19 protein-coding genes are annotated in these 15,744 nt (G+C 64.5%); 3 read left to right on the forward strand and 16 right to left on the reverse strand.

The annotated features are described in order from the left end of the window. Positions 1-151 precede the first annotated feature (151 nt). Positions 152-448 carry a WhiB family transcriptional regulator gene (locus tag WBA38_RS09180; RefSeq protein ID WP_424322538.1) on the forward strand — a complete coding sequence of 99 codons (297 nt, stop codon included), beginning with the start codon at positions 152-154 and terminating at the stop codon, positions 446-448. Between the two features lie 87 nt (positions 449-535). Here WBA38_RS09180 and groES read toward each other — a convergent pair whose 3' ends face one another. The 16 genes from groES to rplM all read right to left on the reverse strand — a co-directional run bounded on the left by groES (position 536) and on the right by rplM (position 14,143). Further along, the gene (groES, locus tag WBA38_RS09185; RefSeq protein WP_424293771.1) at positions 536-826 is read right to left on the reverse strand and encodes a co-chaperone GroES; all 291 of its coding nucleotides are present in this window, start codon (positions 824-826) and stop codon (positions 536-538) included. A gap of 169 nt (positions 827-995) precedes the next feature. Further along, positions 996-2,024, reverse strand: a complete 1,029-nt coding sequence (gene tsaD, locus WBA38_RS09190; protein ID WP_424322539.1) for a tRNA (adenosine(37)-N6)-threonylcarbamoyltransferase complex transferase subunit TsaD — start codon at positions 2,022-2,024, stop codon at positions 996-998. Next, the gene (gene rimI / locus WBA38_RS09195; protein ID WP_424293769.1) at positions 2,021-2,557 is read right to left on the reverse strand and encodes a ribosomal protein S18-alanine N-acetyltransferase; all 537 of its coding nucleotides are present in this window, start codon (positions 2,555-2,557) and stop codon (positions 2,021-2,023) included. Before rimI ends, tsaD begins: the two co-directional genes overlap by 4 nt. Beyond that, on the reverse strand, positions 2,550-3,251 hold the full coding sequence (tsaB, locus tag WBA38_RS09200) for a tRNA (adenosine(37)-N6)-threonylcarbamoyltransferase complex dimerization subunit type 1 TsaB (protein WP_424293768.1): 702 nt from the start codon (positions 3,249-3,251) through the stop codon (positions 2,550-2,552). Before tsaB ends, rimI begins: the two co-directional genes overlap by 8 nt. Beyond that, positions 3,248-3,730, reverse strand: coding sequence for a tRNA (adenosine(37)-N6)-threonylcarbamoyltransferase complex ATPase subunit type 1 TsaE (tsaE, locus tag WBA38_RS09205; RefSeq protein WP_424293767.1), 483 nt, complete (start codon positions 3,728-3,730; stop codon positions 3,248-3,250). Before tsaE ends, tsaB begins: the two co-directional genes overlap by 4 nt. After that, the gene (locus WBA38_RS09210; RefSeq protein ID WP_424293766.1) at positions 3,723-4,904 is read right to left on the reverse strand and encodes an alpha/beta fold hydrolase; all 1,182 of its coding nucleotides are present in this window, start codon (positions 4,902-4,904) and stop codon (positions 3,723-3,725) included. Before WBA38_RS09210 ends, tsaE begins: the two co-directional genes overlap by 8 nt. Beyond that, complete coding sequence (gene alr / locus WBA38_RS09215) at positions 4,897-6,120, reverse strand: alanine racemase (RefSeq protein WP_424293765.1); 1,224 nt, start codon at positions 6,118-6,120, stop codon at positions 4,897-4,899. The genes WBA38_RS09210 and alr overlap by 8 nt, the downstream gene beginning before the upstream one ends. A gap of 6 nt (positions 6,121-6,126) precedes the next feature. Beyond that, the gene (locus WBA38_RS09220) at positions 6,127-7,569 is read right to left on the reverse strand and encodes an NAD(P)H-hydrate dehydratase (RefSeq protein WP_424293764.1); all 1,443 of its coding nucleotides are present in this window, start codon (positions 7,567-7,569) and stop codon (positions 6,127-6,129) included. A gap of 80 nt (positions 7,570-7,649) precedes the next feature. Further along, positions 7,650-9,512 (reverse strand): glutamine--fructose-6-phosphate transaminase (isomerizing), encoded by a 1,863-nt coding sequence (glmS, locus tag WBA38_RS09225; protein WP_424293763.1) that lies wholly within the window; start codon positions 9,510-9,512, stop codon positions 7,650-7,652. Positions 9,513-9,530: 18 nt separating this feature from the next. Then, positions 9,531-10,388: a dienelactone hydrolase family protein gene (locus WBA38_RS09230; RefSeq protein ID WP_424293772.1), complete on the reverse strand. Its 858-nt coding sequence runs from the start codon at positions 10,386-10,388 to the stop codon at positions 9,531-9,533. A 112-nt stretch (positions 10,389-10,500) separates the two neighbouring features. Next, on the reverse strand, positions 10,501-10,755 hold the full coding sequence (locus tag WBA38_RS09235; protein ID WP_424293762.1) for a hypothetical protein: 255 nt from the start codon (positions 10,753-10,755) through the stop codon (positions 10,501-10,503). After that, positions 10,752-11,369, reverse strand: a complete 618-nt coding sequence (locus WBA38_RS09240; RefSeq protein ID WP_424293761.1) for a hypothetical protein — start codon at positions 11,367-11,369, stop codon at positions 10,752-10,754. The genes WBA38_RS09235 and WBA38_RS09240 overlap by 4 nt, the downstream gene beginning before the upstream one ends. After that, on the reverse strand, positions 11,366-11,743 hold the full coding sequence (locus WBA38_RS09245; RefSeq protein WP_424293760.1) for a hypothetical protein: 378 nt from the start codon (positions 11,741-11,743) through the stop codon (positions 11,366-11,368). Before WBA38_RS09245 ends, WBA38_RS09240 begins: the two co-directional genes overlap by 4 nt. Before the next feature lie 72 nt (positions 11,744-11,815). Beyond that, complete coding sequence (glmM, locus tag WBA38_RS09250) at positions 11,816-13,174, reverse strand: phosphoglucosamine mutase (RefSeq protein ID WP_424293759.1); 1,359 nt, start codon at positions 13,172-13,174, stop codon at positions 11,816-11,818. Between the two features lies 1 nt (position 13,175). Next, positions 13,176-13,703, reverse strand: coding sequence for a 30S ribosomal protein S9 (gene rpsI, locus WBA38_RS09255; protein WP_424293758.1), 528 nt, complete (start codon positions 13,701-13,703; stop codon positions 13,176-13,178). Then, entirely contained in the window at positions 13,700-14,143 is a 444-nt protein-coding gene (rplM, locus tag WBA38_RS09260) for a 50S ribosomal protein L13 (protein ID WP_424293757.1), read from the reverse strand. Before rplM ends, rpsI begins: the two co-directional genes overlap by 4 nt. Positions 14,144-14,337: 194 nt before the next feature. Between rplM and WBA38_RS09265 the strand changes: the two genes are divergently transcribed. Together WBA38_RS09265 and WBA38_RS09270 are read left to right on the forward strand one after the other, a co-directional pair. Beyond that, entirely contained in the window at positions 14,338-14,874 is a 537-nt protein-coding gene (locus tag WBA38_RS09265) for a YceI family protein (RefSeq protein WP_424293756.1), read from the forward strand. A 20-nt stretch (positions 14,875-14,894) separates the two neighbouring features. Then, the gene (locus tag WBA38_RS09270; protein WP_424293755.1) at positions 14,895-15,722 is read left to right on the forward strand and encodes an SDR family NAD(P)-dependent oxidoreductase; all 828 of its coding nucleotides are present in this window, start codon (positions 14,895-14,897) and stop codon (positions 15,720-15,722) included. The last annotated feature ends 22 nt before the right edge of the window (positions 15,723-15,744 follow it).

The following is a 15,744-nucleotide window of genomic DNA, read 5'->3' on the forward strand; positions in this document are numbered from 1 at the left end:
CATATAGTGGCCTTCATCACGTCACTTGCCGTTCATCTAGCGAATCGAAAAGTCCGACAAAAAGGCCCCGTGAGCGGGTTTGACTCTCTTTTCTGAACACACATACCGTGACACTCGTAGGTAATAGGCGTTTCCCATTCAGGAGCGAATTTTGACGACCACACTTGACCGACTGCCCGGCCCCAACTCGGATTTCTGGGATTGGCAGATGAACGGTAAATGCCGCGGCCTCGAATCAGCAGTCTTCTTCCATCCCGAAGGAGAGCGCGGCCAAGCCCGGATGCGACGTGAACGCCAGGCCAAGCAGGTCTGCGCAGCGTGCCCCGTCTTGACCCAATGCCGATCGCACGCCTTGAGCGTCGACGAGCCATACGGTATCTGGGGTGGCCTCACCGAGTCCGAACGAAACCAGATGCGCCGCCGCAACCCGGGTCGCATCGCCAGTTAGGTCAACTTCCAGGTACAAAAGCTTTCAAATACAAAGAAGCCCCGGTTGATATTCAACCGGGGCTTCTTTAGTTTGCTGCAGGCTATATCAGCCAACAACGGCGAGGATGTCGCGAGCCGACAGGATCAGGTATTCCTGACCGTCGTACTTAACCTCGGTTCCGCCGTACTTGCTGTAGATAACGACGTCGCCTTCCTTGACGTCGACCGGGATCCGGGTGCCCTGGTCGGTGACGCGGCCTGCGCCAACGGCGATGACCTTGCCCTCCTGGGGCTTCTCCTTCGCCGAGTCCGGGATGACCAGACCGGAGGCGGTAGTGGTCTCAGCCTCGACGGCCTGAACGAGGATCTTGTCCTCAAGCGGCTTAATGTTCGCCACGATGTCAGTCCTTCTCTTCGTGTAACTGATGGGAAAGTTTTTGGCCCCCAGTTCGCTTCACCGCGTCGTCGCGGGTGCCGCAGTGTCGCCGTTTAGGAGCCAACTAGCACTCTACCCATGCGAGTGCCAGCTCTCAACAGCTAGGGTGACGAATCTCGAACTTGATCGCTTAGAGCTTACTGACCTGCACGCTCATCCCCGGATCCGTGGCGACCGTCAACGGCGACGGATCGGCACCCCCACCGATGACATGCGCACCGAGCGTCGCGACCATGACACCGTTGTCCGTGCACAGCCGCGGCTTGGGGACCCGCAGGTCAATACCCGCGGCAGTCGTACGTTCCTCGGCGAGGGACCTAATCCGAGAATTGGCCGTTGCACCCCCGCCGAGGACCAACGTGTCGACCCCGCGGTCGCGGACCGCACGGATTGCTTTGGCCGTCAGCACATCCGCGACGGCTTCCTGGAACGATGCCGCAACGTCGGGCACTGACACCGATCGACCGGCGCGCACTGCGCTCTCCACATAGCGCGCGACGGCCGTCTTCAGCCCACTGAACGAAAAGTCGTACGGCGCATCACGCGGTCCGGTCATGCCGCGCGGGAAGGCGATCGCGTTCGGATCACCGTCGCGGGCAGCCTCGTCGAGGGCTGGACCGCCCGGGTAACCGAGGTCAAGGAGTCGGGCAACCTTGTCGAATGCTTCGCCAGCGGCGTCGTCGACCGTGGTCCCGAGCTCGACAATCGGTCGGGAAAGGTCCTCTACCCCGAGCAGGTGGGTGTGTCCGCCCGAAACGAGCAGCGCGACCGCCGATTCCATCGGCCCGTGCTCAAGGGTGTCAACGGCAACGTGCCCACCGAGGTGATTGACCGCGTAAAGGGGAACGTCCCAGGCGAGTGCATAGGCTTTCGCTGCTGCGACACCCACCAGGAGCGCGCCAGCCAAGCCGGGTCCGATGGTGACGGCGATCGCATCGGGACGGTCGATTTTGGCCGCTTCGCGAGCCCGAGTCATCGTTGGGACCATCGCCTGCAGATGAGCGCGTGAGGCCACTTCGGGAACCACGCCGCCATAGCGAGCGTGCTCGTCGACACTCGAAGCGACTTCGTCGGCCAGGAGCGTGGCGGCGTGACCGTCCCACTCCACAATGCCTACGCCGGTCTCGTCGCACGAGCTTTCAATGCCCATCACGATCATGAGTTCGCTGGCCCTTCTAACGGTTTTGCCTGCTCGCGGCCCGATGCTTCTTCTCGTACCCGTGCAGGACGCACCATCGTGTACGCGTCGGCACCCGACGGTTGATAGTAGTTCTTTCGCACGCCCGCGGTCTCGAAGCCATATCGCCGATAGAGCGTAATAGCTGGGTCGTTGTCGGTGCGTACCTCCAGGAATACCGGCGCATAGGCAGCGTCGGCAACTTCCAGCATCGCTTCGAGCAACGCCCGACCGTATCCGAAACCCTGGAATGCGGGGTCAACGCCGATCGTGTGGACCTCGCATTCGTGGTCCCCCGCCGGCCCAAGCATACTGATTCCCGCGTAACCAACGATGAGCGCGCCCGGTTCCGTTCGGGCCGCAAAATAGGTGTTGTAGTTGGCGCGCAATTCGGCGACGAAGCCTTCGAGTGGCCACGGCGAATCGCCAGCGAAAAGGATCTGCTCAATCTCGGCGCACCGGACCAGGTCCGACGGCGCGAGCGGGTCGATCAGTGGGCCCTGGCGATCAGGCATCGGCGACTGGGGGCAGCAACGACTTGCGCTTCTGGTCTTTGAGTTCCACCGCGTCCGGTCGGCGCAGGTACAACGGTGTCAGCATTTCGTTGGGAGCACTCGTCAAAACACGTTCGGCGGCCGCGGCAGCTAATGATGCAGCGGTCGGCGCAACCGACTCGGTGCCCGCGAATCCGAATCGCTCGGCAAAGCGTGGCTCGGCCAGCAGTTCGGCGGGCGGTTGCTCGCCGAACTGTTCGACGAGATTGTCGGGTGCCTGCACATCGGGCCCGGCGATGCGCTCTCCCTCCGCATAGAGAGCCCAGTACACCTCCCGACGTCGGGCATCGGTCAGGATTAGTCGCGTTCCGCCATCCAGCGGCGGGGCCGCGAGGTTAATGGCGTCGAGCGTTCCGACCCCATAGGCGGGAAGGCCGAGCGCATCGGCGTAAGCCGATCCGGTAGCCATGCCAACGCGCAGCCCAGTGAACGGGCCGGGACCACACCCTACGACCACCGCGGTGAGGTCGGAACCGGCGATGCCAGCTTCGGCGAGTACCTCGCGCATAAGGGTGGTGAGCACCTCGGCGTGCCTGCGCTGTTCGGTGACGATCCGTTCAGCGACGGCTCGTGCCGAGCCGTCAGCACGCAGTTCCACCACCCCGGTGACCACTGCCGACGTCGCGGTGTCGAGCACCAGTACTCGTACGGTCATCGGTTTACCCACTCCCAAGTCACATGTCGGGTCTCGGTGTCGTCATCGCGACGCAGCCGCACCATCAAGTACTCCTCGACGAGGCGTTCGACGACACCTTCGCCCCATTCCACAACAATGACACTGCTTTCCAAGTCGGTGTCGAGGTCGAGCGCGTCGAGATCATCGAGGCCGCCGAGCCGGTAGGCGTCGACGTGGACCAAGCCCGGCCCGCCGGCTGGCCCGGGCCGATGTTCGCGCGCGATGATGAAAGTTGGCGAAGAAATCCGCCCCGAAACCCCAAGCCCGGCACCTATCCCCCTGGTGAGGGCAGTTTTTCCGGCTCCGAGCGGGCCGTCAAGGATCACCAAGTCACCGGGCACCAGCATCGCTGCCAAGTCTTTGCCGAGCGACTCGGTGTCGATGACGTCGGGCAAGTCCCGGGCCCCGGATTCGCCTCGCTTCATTTCTCCGACTCCCGTGCCATCGCGGTCACTCATGCGCGTTTGCCTTCCGCCTGCGACGCCACGGCATCATCGGGCGGCCGAGCGCCAGGCGCGACCGTGAAACAAGGTCGTCAATACCTTCGGTGACCAACTCGGGCGCTTCCAACGGCAGCATGTGACCGCAGCCTTCGCCAATGACGAGCCGCGAGTCCGTTCCCAGCTGCGCGTAAATGCTCAGCGAGTTCGGCAGCGGCGTCAGCAGGTCCTCGTCCCCGGCCATGACAACAGTCGGGACCTGTGCGATTACCGGGATGGCGGTGGTCTCGTCGTGACTTTCGAGCACGGCCAGAAAGTTCACCATGGTGGCAATTGGGGTGTTCTGAATCATCGCCTCCACCGCCCGGCCGCAGGCCGGACTGTAGTAATCGGGACCGAAGCTCGCGGCGATGAGCACCGGTTGCAATGCGCGCCGCGTGATGCCGCGACCAGCTTCGACCGCCCGTGGGATCAGCCGGACCGACACCCGCAGGGCATCCATCACCGGATTGCGCAGCCCTTCCCCGAGGCCGGCTTCGGTAAGCCCCCGCGCCGCCGTCGACACCAGGGCGACGCCCGCGATGCGCCCGGAATGGGCAAACAGTCCGGAGTGTCGGCGTGCCAGCGACATGATCGACATGCCGCCCATCGAATGACCAACCAGGACTACCGGTCCGGTCGGTGCCATGGTCCGGATGACGGCGGCGAGGTCGTCGCCCAATTGCGCCATGGTGCTTGACTCCGCGGATGCGGGGTCGCTGGCACCGTGGCCACGCTGGTCGTAGAAGACCATTTGGATGCGCCGGTCGGCCCACTTCTGTGCCAAGGCGTACCGCTGAAAGTGCCACGCCGCCATGCGGAGGGTGAAGCCATGCACAAAGATCACGGTTAGTTCGGGGGTCGCCGTGCGCCCCCACGACGCATTCGCCGCCGGGTCGGGACTACCCGTCATGACGGTCCGGACCGCCAATGCCACCCCGTCATCGGCAACCACGGTCGCCACGTCGTCGCGGTAGATGGATTTGAAGTCCACGCCAGCGTGGGGGTCGATGCGCGTGGATGACTTTCCTCCGCGGCGTCGTCGCATGGCCCCGGTCGCGGTCTGAGCACCTAACGAGGTGACCTGCTGCAAACCCGATCGCCATGCGCCCTGAGCGCTTGGCTCGCCGCGCATGCCTTGAGATCTAGCCATCGGAATCTCCCAACGGGTCGTTCACGTACCGGCGAACAGCGCGGGAGCCGATGCGCGAAATGATCTCGTAGTCGATGGTGCCGGTGGCATCGGCCCAGTCGGTAGCTGTCGGGACTGGATCTACAGCAGGTGTGATCGAGGAGGTCGCCGCGGCGGCCGGACCGAACAGGACCGCACGGTCCCCTTCGGCTACACCGCCACCGTCTGGACCAAGGTCGATCACCAATTGGTCCATGCAGATGCGCCCGACGCCGGGGAATAGCCGTCCGTTCACGTGGACGGTGATCGACCCGGAAAGGAGCCGTGGGACACCGTCAGCATATCCGGCGGGTACCACCGCGAGCATCGTGTCTTCCGGAGCCTCCCAAGTGTGTGAGTACGAGACTCCCTGTCCGGCAGACACTGCCTTGATCAACGAAATCCGGGACTCGAAGGTCATCGCGGGAATCAGGCCGAAGTCGCCGAGCTCGGGAATCGGCGAATACCCGTAAATCGACAGGCCGGGCCGGACCGCGTCGTGTGCCAGATCCGGGCGAGTCAGCGCAGCTGGCGAGTTCGCGATATGCACCAGTTTGGGTGTCAGGCCGCGGCGCCGGAGGTCGGCGACGGCCTCGTCGAGTCGCTGCGACTGCACCGAGTTCAACGGATGGTCGGGCACGTCGCCGAACGCGAGGTGGCACATCACCGTGCTGAGTTCGACGGCACCTTCGGCGACCGCGGACGCCAGCAGATCTGCGGTTCGGTCCCATTCGTCGATGCTGATGCCACTTCGAGCAAGGCCGGTATCGACCTTCAACGACACCGTGGCCCTCCGCCCGAGAGTGCGGGCGGCATCGATCACCCGAGCGAGTTGGCGTGGTGAGGACACCGCAATATCGATATTGTCGGCGACGCCGCCAGCAAAGTCTGCCTGCGGCGTGTGCAGCCAAGCGATCAAGTGTCCGTTAATGCCGCCGGCCCGTAACGCGCGCGCTTCTTCGATCTGCGCCACGCCAAGTGCAATCGCACCGGCGGCGAGGGCGGTCCGACCGACGCGCAATGCACCATGGGCGTATCCGTCAGCTTTCACAACGGCGATCACGTCGGTGCCCGAGCGGTCCCGCAGCACTCCCACGTTGTGCGCGATCGCCCCGAGATCGACCGTCGCGTAGAGGTTTGCGGCGTGAAGATCAACGGGTTCACTGTTCGGGGGCTTGCCCTGTGCGCGTGGTTCCATCACCTTCTATTGTCGCAAATCCAAAAGTTCCCGCAGCACCGGTGCGACCTGATCGCGCAGTGCGACCGCGTTGGTGGGTGCTCCCCCGCTGGCGCGCGCTGCCGCCCGAGCGTGGACGCGTGCGGCGGCGGCCCCGGCGATTCGAGGTGAAAGTCCGGCTGCCAGGAGTGATCCGGCAACCCCGGAGAGCACGTCGCCCGCCCCGGCGGTCGCCGCCCACGAGGACCCGGCGTCATTACCGGTGACGTGCCCATCTGGATCGGCAACCAACGTAATTCGCCCCTTGAGCAGCACTGTTGCGTTGAGGTCTGCGGCGAGGCCGCGGACCGCGGCAAGCCGGTCGGGTCCGACTTGCTGGCCGGTGAACCTCGCGAACTCGCCCGCGTGCGGGGTCAAGAGCGTGGGTGCGGTGCGGCCGGCTAACAAGTCGGGGCTGCGGGCCAGAACGGTCAGGGCGTCGGCGTCGACGAGGGTGGGAATGTCGGCGGCCAGCACATCGGCGAGCAGTTCGTGTGCCTGGTCACCCGTCCCAAATCCGGGGCCGACCACCCACGCTTGGACTCGTCCAGCCTGCGCGAGGGCCCGCGTGGCAACCACTTCCGGCGAGACCGCGAGCACTTCGGCCACCGCCGGACCAACGTAGCGGGTCATGCCGGACGTCGCCGCGACCGCGGCGGATGTCGCCAGGACCGCCGCCCCCGGGTAGGTGCTGGATCCGGCGATGATGCCGACCACGCCCTGGGTGTATTTGTCGTCGGTCGGTCCCGGTAGCGGCCACACGGCAGCAATGTCGGCGTCGGTGAGGCTCGTCAGCATTGGCGCGGGCAGATCAAGGCCGATGTCGGCGACCACCGTAGCCCCGCAATTCGGGCCGGCCAGTAGGTGCGCGTACCGCTGGACACCAAACGTCACGCACACGTCGGCACGAACGGACGGTTCATGGATGACCCCGGTATCGGGGTCGATACCGGACGGCAGATCCACGGATACGACGGTGGCAGCCGTGTTGTCGGCCGAGGCCCTGGCGAGGCGGGTAAAGATTTCCGCCGCGGCCGGGCGCAGTGGTCCACGACCGCCGAGGCCGACAATGGCGTCGACCGCTACGTCTACTTGGCCCGGCACCTGGGCGACGACGCGGCCTCCGGCCCGACGCAGCGCGCCGAGGCCTTCGCGGTGGACGCGATCGGAATCGAGCAGCAAAGCGCTCACCGCTACCCCACGACGGGCAAGGATAGCTCCGGCGTACAGCGCATCACCGCCGTTATTTCCTGCCCCAACCACCAGCAGCACCTGTCTGCCGTAGACAGCACCGGTCCGCTGGCGCAGTTGATCGAGCACCACCCCGGCGACCGCGTTGGCGGCACGCGCCATCAATACCCCGCCTGTCAACAGGGAGCCGGTGGCCACCTCAGCGTCGCGGATTGCCTCAGCGGTGTAGTAGCCGATCACCGTTCTACCTAATCACGGTCGTGTGACAAACGGGGTTGTGACAAGCGTCGTACGCCAACGAACCGGGATATTCGCCGTGCCTATTCGACGGTGACGGACTTGGCGAGGTTGCGGGGCTTATCGACGTCATACCCACGTTCCTGTGCGACCGTCGCCGCAAATACCTGCAGCGGCACCGTGGAAACCAGCGGTTGCAGGAGCGTCGGCGTGTGTGGGATCGGGATCAGATGATCGGCAACCTCCGCGGCCGCCTTGTCGGTGGGCTCGGCGATCACGATGGTCTTGGCACCGCGCGCTTGGATCTCGCGGATGTTGCTGATCATCTTCGAGTGCAGCAGCGCACGACCCTCGGGTGACGGCATCACAATAATGACCGGCAGCCCGTCCTCGATGAGTGCGATCGGACCGTGCTTGAGTTCGCCAGCGGCAAAGCCCTCAGCGTGGATGTAGGCCAGCTCCTTGAGCTTGAGTGCGCCCTCGAGCGCCACCGGGTAGCCGACGTGGCGACCCAGGAACAAGATGGTGTCGTTCGAAGCCAGGTCGCGCGCCAAGTCTCGAACCGGCTCCATCTGCTCGAGAACCTTTTCCAACACCGCCGGGATACGTTCGAGTGCTTCAAATTCGCGGGTCACTTCGTCCGCGTATTTGGTTCCGACGGCCTGAGCGAGGGCCAATCCCACCATGTAGGCGGCGGCGATCTGCGCGAGGAAGCACTTCGTCGATGCGACACCAATTTCGGGTCCGGCGTGCGTGTAGAGGACCGCATCGGATTCACGGGGAATCTGCGCGCCGTTGGTGTTGCAGATCGCGAGGACTCGGGCCTTCTGGTCTTTGGCGTGCCGGACAGCTTCCAGGGTGTCTGCGGTTTCGCCCGACTGACTGATGGCGACAACGAGCGTCGAACGGTCCAGAACGGGGTCGCGGTAGCGGAATTCGCTGGCGAGTTCGACCTCGACGGGCAGACGTGTCCAGTGCTCGATCGCGTACTTGGCGATCATGCCCGCGTGGTACGCGGTGCCACAGGCCACGACGAAAACCTTGTCGACATCCCGCAGATCCTGATCAGTGAGCCGCTGTTCGTCGAGCACGATGCGGCCATTATCCAGGTGCCCCAACAGCGTATTCGCGAGGGCTTCGGGCTGCTCGGCGATCTCCTTGAGCATGAAGTAGTCGTAGCCGCCCTTCTCTGCGGCTGCCAGGTCCCAATCGATGTGGAAGGGCGTGCCGCCGGTTGGGTTGCCGTCAAAGTCGGTGATGTCGTAGGTGTCGCTGGTGATGACGACGACCTCGTCTTGCCCGAGTTCCACCGCATTGCGGGTGTGTTCGATGAACGCGGTGACGTCGGACGCGACAAACATTTCGCCGTCGCCCACGCCGACCACCAGCGGGGTGGACCGGCGCGCAGCCACGATCACGTCGGAGTGGTCGGCGTGCGTGAAGACGAGCGTGAAGGCGCCCTCTAGACGTCGCAGGGCGTTGTAGGCCGAGGCCACGAAGTCGCCGGCATTCGCGCCCGATGCATACTCGCGTTCCATCAGGTGGACGGCGGTCTCGGTGTCGGTATCGGACAAAAACTCGACGCCCGAGTCCTCCAACTCGGCACGCAATGGCGCATAGTTTTCGATGATGCCGTTGTGCACCACCGCGATCTTGCTGTCAGTACTGACATGCGGGTGAGCATTGCGGTCGGTCGGCTGCCCGTGAGTAGCCCACCGGGTGTGCCCCATGCCGGTGGCGCCGGTCAGCGTTTCGGTGCCGACGGTCGCGATTTGTTTGTCGAGGTTCTCCAGCCGACCAGCCTTTTTCTCGACCGCGAGGGAACCTTTACCGTCCAAAATGGCAACGCCAGCCGAGTCATAGCCGCGGTACTCCATCCTGCGGAGGGCGTCCACGACGATATCGAGCGCTTCGCGCTTGCCCACATAACCCACGATTCCACACATGGGTACCAAGAATAGCGGTCAGCGCGAGCGGGGCTTGGACCCGAGCAATGCCGAGACGTGGTCGAGTTCGCTGCGCTCGGCGGTCTCGATGTCGACAGCCAGCACATCGCCCATTGTTGCCTCGGGGTCAGAGAAGGCCGCATACCGACCATCGCCTGCGAGTCGATGCAGGAAAAACCCGGTGAGCTGGGCTCGAACCGCTTTGTGGACCTTGGAGTCGGCACCGTTTCCGCCGATCAAAGACTTGACCGAGGGTCGCTCAATCAAGTCCTTATCGGTGGCCCCGGCCAATGTGCGCAACACCACATCTCCGGGCAAACCTTCCGCGATCGCGAGTGCATTCCCGGTCATCGACGCAAGGTGCGCGGAGCCTGCGACAATCAACGACGGCGCCGCCACAGTCTTCACTGCCTCGTGCAGGTCGGCGGTCGTTGGCGCCGGGAACAGGGCCGCCGTTGCCGCAAACGACATCGGCGGGCGTCCCAGGAGAATCTGGTCCGATGCCGCGCGGATCGCGGCGGCCGCCCCGAATCCGTGTCCAACGACGCCGACGCGCGACGGGTCGACCGTCACGCTGCCATCGCCGAGTTGGACGCTCTTGACGACGGTCGCTGCGGCGCGCAGATCGGTGCCGAGGTCAATGTCGGAGGCGAACGGTCCGCGGCTACCGTCAGGTGCGGCAACCACGATGCCCCACGAGGCGAGGTGGAATAGCAGGTCTCGGTACCGGGTGCTGCTGACCAGCCATCCGTGCCCGAAGGCGACGGCCGGTAGGTCCTTGCCGGTGCGCGGGGCAAAGATTTGGCCCGACATCCCGACGATGCCCAGGTCGCCGCGGTCGACCTTGTAGGGCCCGCGGCGGGCGAGAGTTGCCATCGCCAGGTCGGCCGCTAACGGCTCAACCTTCTTCTTCCCGATTTTCCTGTTCCCGAACACGCCCTAACCCTATGACACCGCATGTCTGGCGCGCGCTCCACCGGTCAACTCCTCACCGTCGGCGGATCCTCGGTCGCGCCGCGTCGAGGTTTGCAGGCAGTAGCAGTTGGGGCACCACGGTGCTGGCGGCGTCGGAGTCTGCTTCGAGGCGGGCCCGCAACCGACGGATGCGTGCCGGTTCCTGCCGTTGCGGCACCGTTGCGGTTAGCGCGTTAAGACGGTCCCGATAACGCCGATCGGCGACGTCGAAAGCAGCGGCGGCGGCGGTGCCCAGTTCATCGAGACGGGCGAACATCGCGGTAGTCATTGCATATCCGCCAGCGCGAGTTCGCCGTCGGACCCGACCTGCGCGGCCCAGGCGGTGGCGACCTCGGTGAGTACCTCACGGATACTGTCGCTGGCTGTGACCCCGGCAGTCTCGGCGTACTCGAGTCGAGCCTGAATTTCACCGCGCAGGGCGTGCGGACTCAATGTCCCGGAGTTGAGGGCAGCGGGCAATGCGTCGAGATCGAAGCCGCTTAGCCGTGGCGTACTGACCAAGTCGAGGACTCCTCGATGACGCCCCAGGATGCCGTCGAGCACGATAGCTGCCTGTGCGGTTGCCGCGGCACCGTCGTTGAGGTTGCGGCTGAGGTCCGCAAGGCCGGCACCGACGCTGCGCAGGACGCCGCCTGCCGCGCGCCCCGATCTGCCGGACCAATCCGCGGGCGACTGATCATCAAGCACGCTTGACATCCCAATAGCGTGCGCGATGTCCCCCGCGAGCGCCGTTAACCGTCGGGCGTCGTCGACGAAGTTGCTGAAGCGGAATTCATCAACGCCATGGTGGGGGCGTCGGACTGTGGCGTCGTCCGCACTGGTGAGGCCTAGTTCTCGGCACGCGGCGATCAGCGACACGAATGGGTCAACGCACGATGTCATCGCGACCACCTGGTGACGGCTACGACTGCCGCGTCTTCGGTAGCGGCGAAGGCTCGACCGGCACGAGACAGGTCGGTGGCCAGCGCGTCCACGGAACTGCCGCAGGCACGCAACTGCGACCCTAGTTCCCGGAGTCGCTCGGCGGTCGCCATTGCGGCTCGGTGTGCGGGCCCGGTGTCTGCCCAGTCGCATAGCCCGCCGCCGCTGAGGTCGGCCGCACTCGTGGCCAGGGTTGCCGAGATGACGTGCTGTGCTGCTGTCAGCTTGGCGAGGGCATCGAGATCGACGCGCATTCCGTCGCTGCCCGTCCCATAGCCATCGCTGGTGTACGCCGCATCTCCGCTGTCACGTTGGTCCTCGCCGTCACTTCGCATATGACTTAGACGCGCACGGTCCCGGTTCGGTTCCACGACACGCCGAGCTTCCGAGAATGCGGTTCTGGGGAACTAGACGGACGCGACAACCTTGGCGACACGCTCGGCGATGCCGCGCGCAGATTCTGCGGTCGGGGCTTCCACCATCACGCGAACCAACTGTTCGGTTCCGGAAGGACGCAACAGGATTCGTCCGTATCCGTCGAGTTCGGCCTCGGCAACCTTGACGGCATCTAGGACCGAGTCAGCGACCGCAACGGCGTGCTTGTCGGAGACCTTCACGTTAATCAGTTCCTGCGGGAGCACCATCATCACCGAAGCCAGGTCGGCGAGCCGAGAACCCGTCGATGCCATCCGTGCGGCCAGCATGAGTCCGGTGAGGACACCGTCGCCGGTGGTACCGGCCGCGGGGATCACGATGTGACCCGATTGCTCGCCGCCGAGGGCATAGCCGCCCGCACGGAGTTCTTCGAGCACGTAGCGATCGCCGACACCGGTGACCTTCAGGTCGATGCCCGCTTGATCCATCGCGATGTGGAGACCGAGATTACTCATCACGGTGGCGACGAGAACGTTGTCGGTAAGTTCGCCAGTCTCATGCATGGCGAGTGCCAGGACTGCCATGATTTTGTCACCGTCGACGATGGCGCCGGTCGAGTCCACAGCCAGGCAACGGTCAGCATCGCCGTCGTGTGCCAAGCCGAGGTCGGCACCGTGCTCAAGGACGGCAGCCTGCAACTTCTCCAGGTGCGTCGAACCGCAGCCATCGTTGATGTTGAGACCGTCGGGCTCGGCATAGATTGCAATGACGTTGGCGCCAGCGGCCTCGTATGCGGCCGGACCAACCTGTGATGCCGCGCCGTGTGCACAGTCAACGACGATGGTCAGTCCGTCGAGTCGAGTAGTGACAGTTTGTGCCAGATGCGCGAGGTAGCGGTCTTCGGCGTCGGCGGCGTCGACGATCCGGCCGACTTCTGCGCCCGTCGGTCGCGGATGATCGGCGCGCATCGCGTCTTCGATGGCGTCTTCGATGGCGTCGCTGAGCTTGTGGCCGCCTTCGGCGAAGAATTTGATGCCGTTGTCGGGCATCGGGTTGTGCGATGCGGAGATCATCACACCAAAGTTTGCTTTGTAGTCGGCGGTGAGGAACGCGACCGCGGGGGTCGGAACCACACCGACTCGCACTGCGTCGGCTCCGGCTGCTGCGAGGCCTGCACAGACTGCGGCTTCGAGGAGTTCGCCGGAGGCGCGGGGGTCGCGGCCGACAACAACCCGGGGACGAAGGCCTACTGCTTCTCCCTGGTTTGGGCGGTCGAAAGTATCTGCACCAAGAACGCGAACGGCGGCCGAGGCCAGGTCCAACGCCAACTCGGGTGTGAGTTGGTCGTTGGCCCGGCCTCGGACGCCGTCGGTGCCAAAAAGACGAGCCAATTTAGCGCTTGCTGTACTGCGAAGCCTTACGGGCCTTCTTCAAGCCGTACTTCTTACGCTCAACTGCACGTGCATCGCGAGTGAGGAAGCCAGCCTTCTTGAGGGCCGGACGGTCCTCGGGGCTGACCTCAATGAGGCCGCGGGCGATAGCCAGACGCAGGGCGCCTGCCTGGCCCGAGGGGCCGCCACCGACGAGGCGAGCGTGGATGTCGAAAGCATCCGTGCGGTCGACGAGGACCAGCGGAGCCTTGATCAGCTGCTGGTGCACCTTGTTCGGGAAGTAGTTCTCGATGCTGCGGCCGTTGAGGTTGAACTCACCGGTGCCCGGGGTCAGGCGAACGCGCACGATGGCTTCCTTGCGGCGACCAACGGTCTGGACCGGGGCGTCGAGGACGACGGGGCCACGCGAGGAAACCTGGGTCTCAACAACCTCGACGGTTTCGGTGGTGTACGAGCCGTCTTCCGACAGGGTCTCTTCCTCGATGACCTCGACGTCGACGTCGTTCAGGTTTTCGTTTTCGTTGCTCACTGGGCCACCTGCTTGATCTCGTAATTAACCGGCTTCTGAGCGCCGTGCGGGTGGTTGGGGCCCGCGTAGACCTTGAGCTTGCCAGCGATGGCGCTGCCCAGCTTGTTCTTGGGGAGCATGCCCTTGACGGCACTCTCGACGACGCGCTCAGGCTTGGTGGCCAGCAGCTCACCGATGCTCTGCGAGCTCAGACCGCCCGGGTGACCCGAGTGGCGGTAGAGGCGCTTGTCATTCAGCTTGTTGCCGGTGACTGCGACCTTCTCGGCATTGATGATGATGACGTAGTCGCCACCATCCATGTTGGGGGCGTAGGTGGGCTTGCCCTTGCCGCGGAGCAGGTTGGCGCTCGCGACGGCGAGGCGGCCGAGCACCACGTCGGTGGCGTCGATGACGAACCACTCGTGAGTGATGTCACCGGCCTTCGGTGAATAGGTAGACACGTGTATGTCCTCTGAACTCGATTGCTGCTGGTCAAGTAATCCTGCAGAGTGCTCTCCCGGCGACCAGTGGGGACCCGGGAGCTCTGTATACGCAGGGCACCAGCGATCCAGATTACGCGCGCCGGGTGTCGCTGGTCAAAACGAATGCCGTCTCCCTGCCACCGAAGACGCTTACCTCACCGTATCGTGGGCCCATGAGCAGTCCGTCGCAGATCTTGTTGGGTCCGGAGCAAGGCACATTCACCCTGCGGACCGGGGTGGTTGGGCCAGCGGCCCGGACCGGGCACAACCTGACGATCGAATTCGAGCGCTGGCAGGCCACCGTTGATCTCGACGGCAACGTGCCAACGGCGGTGGTGCTCGCGGTGAACGTCGAATCGTTGCAGGTGCGCAGCGGCGAAGGCGGCATCACCCCGATGACGCCACCCGAACGCGCCCTGGCACGGGTGAATGCCTTGAAATCGTTGAAAGTCACCAGGTTCGGCGACATCACCTTCCGTGCCTCCGCGATCACGGCCACCGACGACGGATATTCACTGACCGGTGATCTGAGCATTTGCGGCAAGACCCGTCCGCATTCCGTTACCGTCGTCGTCGATGGCACCCAAGTGAGCGGCGAATCGTCGTTGAAGCAAACTGATTTCGGCGTTAAGCAGTATTCGTTAATGATGGGCGCGCTGAAGGTGGCCGACGAAGTGACCGTCGCACTTGAGGCGACGATCCCCACTTAGACCCGGGAGAATTACACAAGATGGCCCTGTCCACCGAAGGAAAAGTGTTCGTCGTGACGGGCGCAGGCAATGGGATCGGCCAGCAGGTCGCCCTCGAGCTCGTCGAGCAGGGTGCCACCGTCGCCGCGGTCGACATCAATGCCGATGGCCTCCAGCAGACGGCCGATGCTGCCGGCGCGCGGATTTCGACGCACGTTCTCGACATCTCCGACAGCGATGCCGTCGCGGCCTTTCCGCAGGTAGTCCTCGATGCCCACGGCGTCGTCGACGGGTTGTTCAACATTGCCGGTATCGCGCAATCAGTCGGAACCACCCTCGACATTGAACCCGAACGCATTGACCAGCTGATGACCGTGAACTTCCGCGGCACCGTCGAGATGACGCAGGCGTTCGTCCCGCACCTGGCCGAACGGCCCGACGGCGGACGAATCATGCTGACGTCAAGCCTGTCGGCGATCGTGCCGGTCCCCGGCGCGGCCGTCTACGGCGCATCAAAAGCCGCTGTCGCCTACTACGGCTACGGCCTGTCCCAAGATCTGCGACGCCTCGCCCCCTCCGTCACCGCGACGACGGTGACTCCGGGCACCATCTGGACCGACATCGTTCGCAACACCGCCGAAAGCATGGGCATCCCGATTGCCGTTGCCAAGGGCTTCGCCATGTCGCCACGCAAGGCCGCGAAAAAGATGATCGCGGTGACGATGAAGGGCCGCACCTCCTCGGTCATCGGCAAGGACGCGCACGTCTACCGAGCCCTCGGACGCATCAGCGCACCCCTTGCCGAGCGCGTCTCCTACCTTCAGGTTGGGAGTTTCGCGTACCGGAAAGCCCCGGCACCAAAGAGCTGACACCGCTGCCTGCCGTCAATGG

This window comes from Gordonia sp. (in: high G+C Gram-positive bacteria) (assembly GCF_049647785.1).
In the GTDB taxonomy this organism is placed as follows: domain Bacteria; phylum Actinomycetota; class Actinomycetes; order Mycobacteriales; family Mycobacteriaceae; genus Gordonia.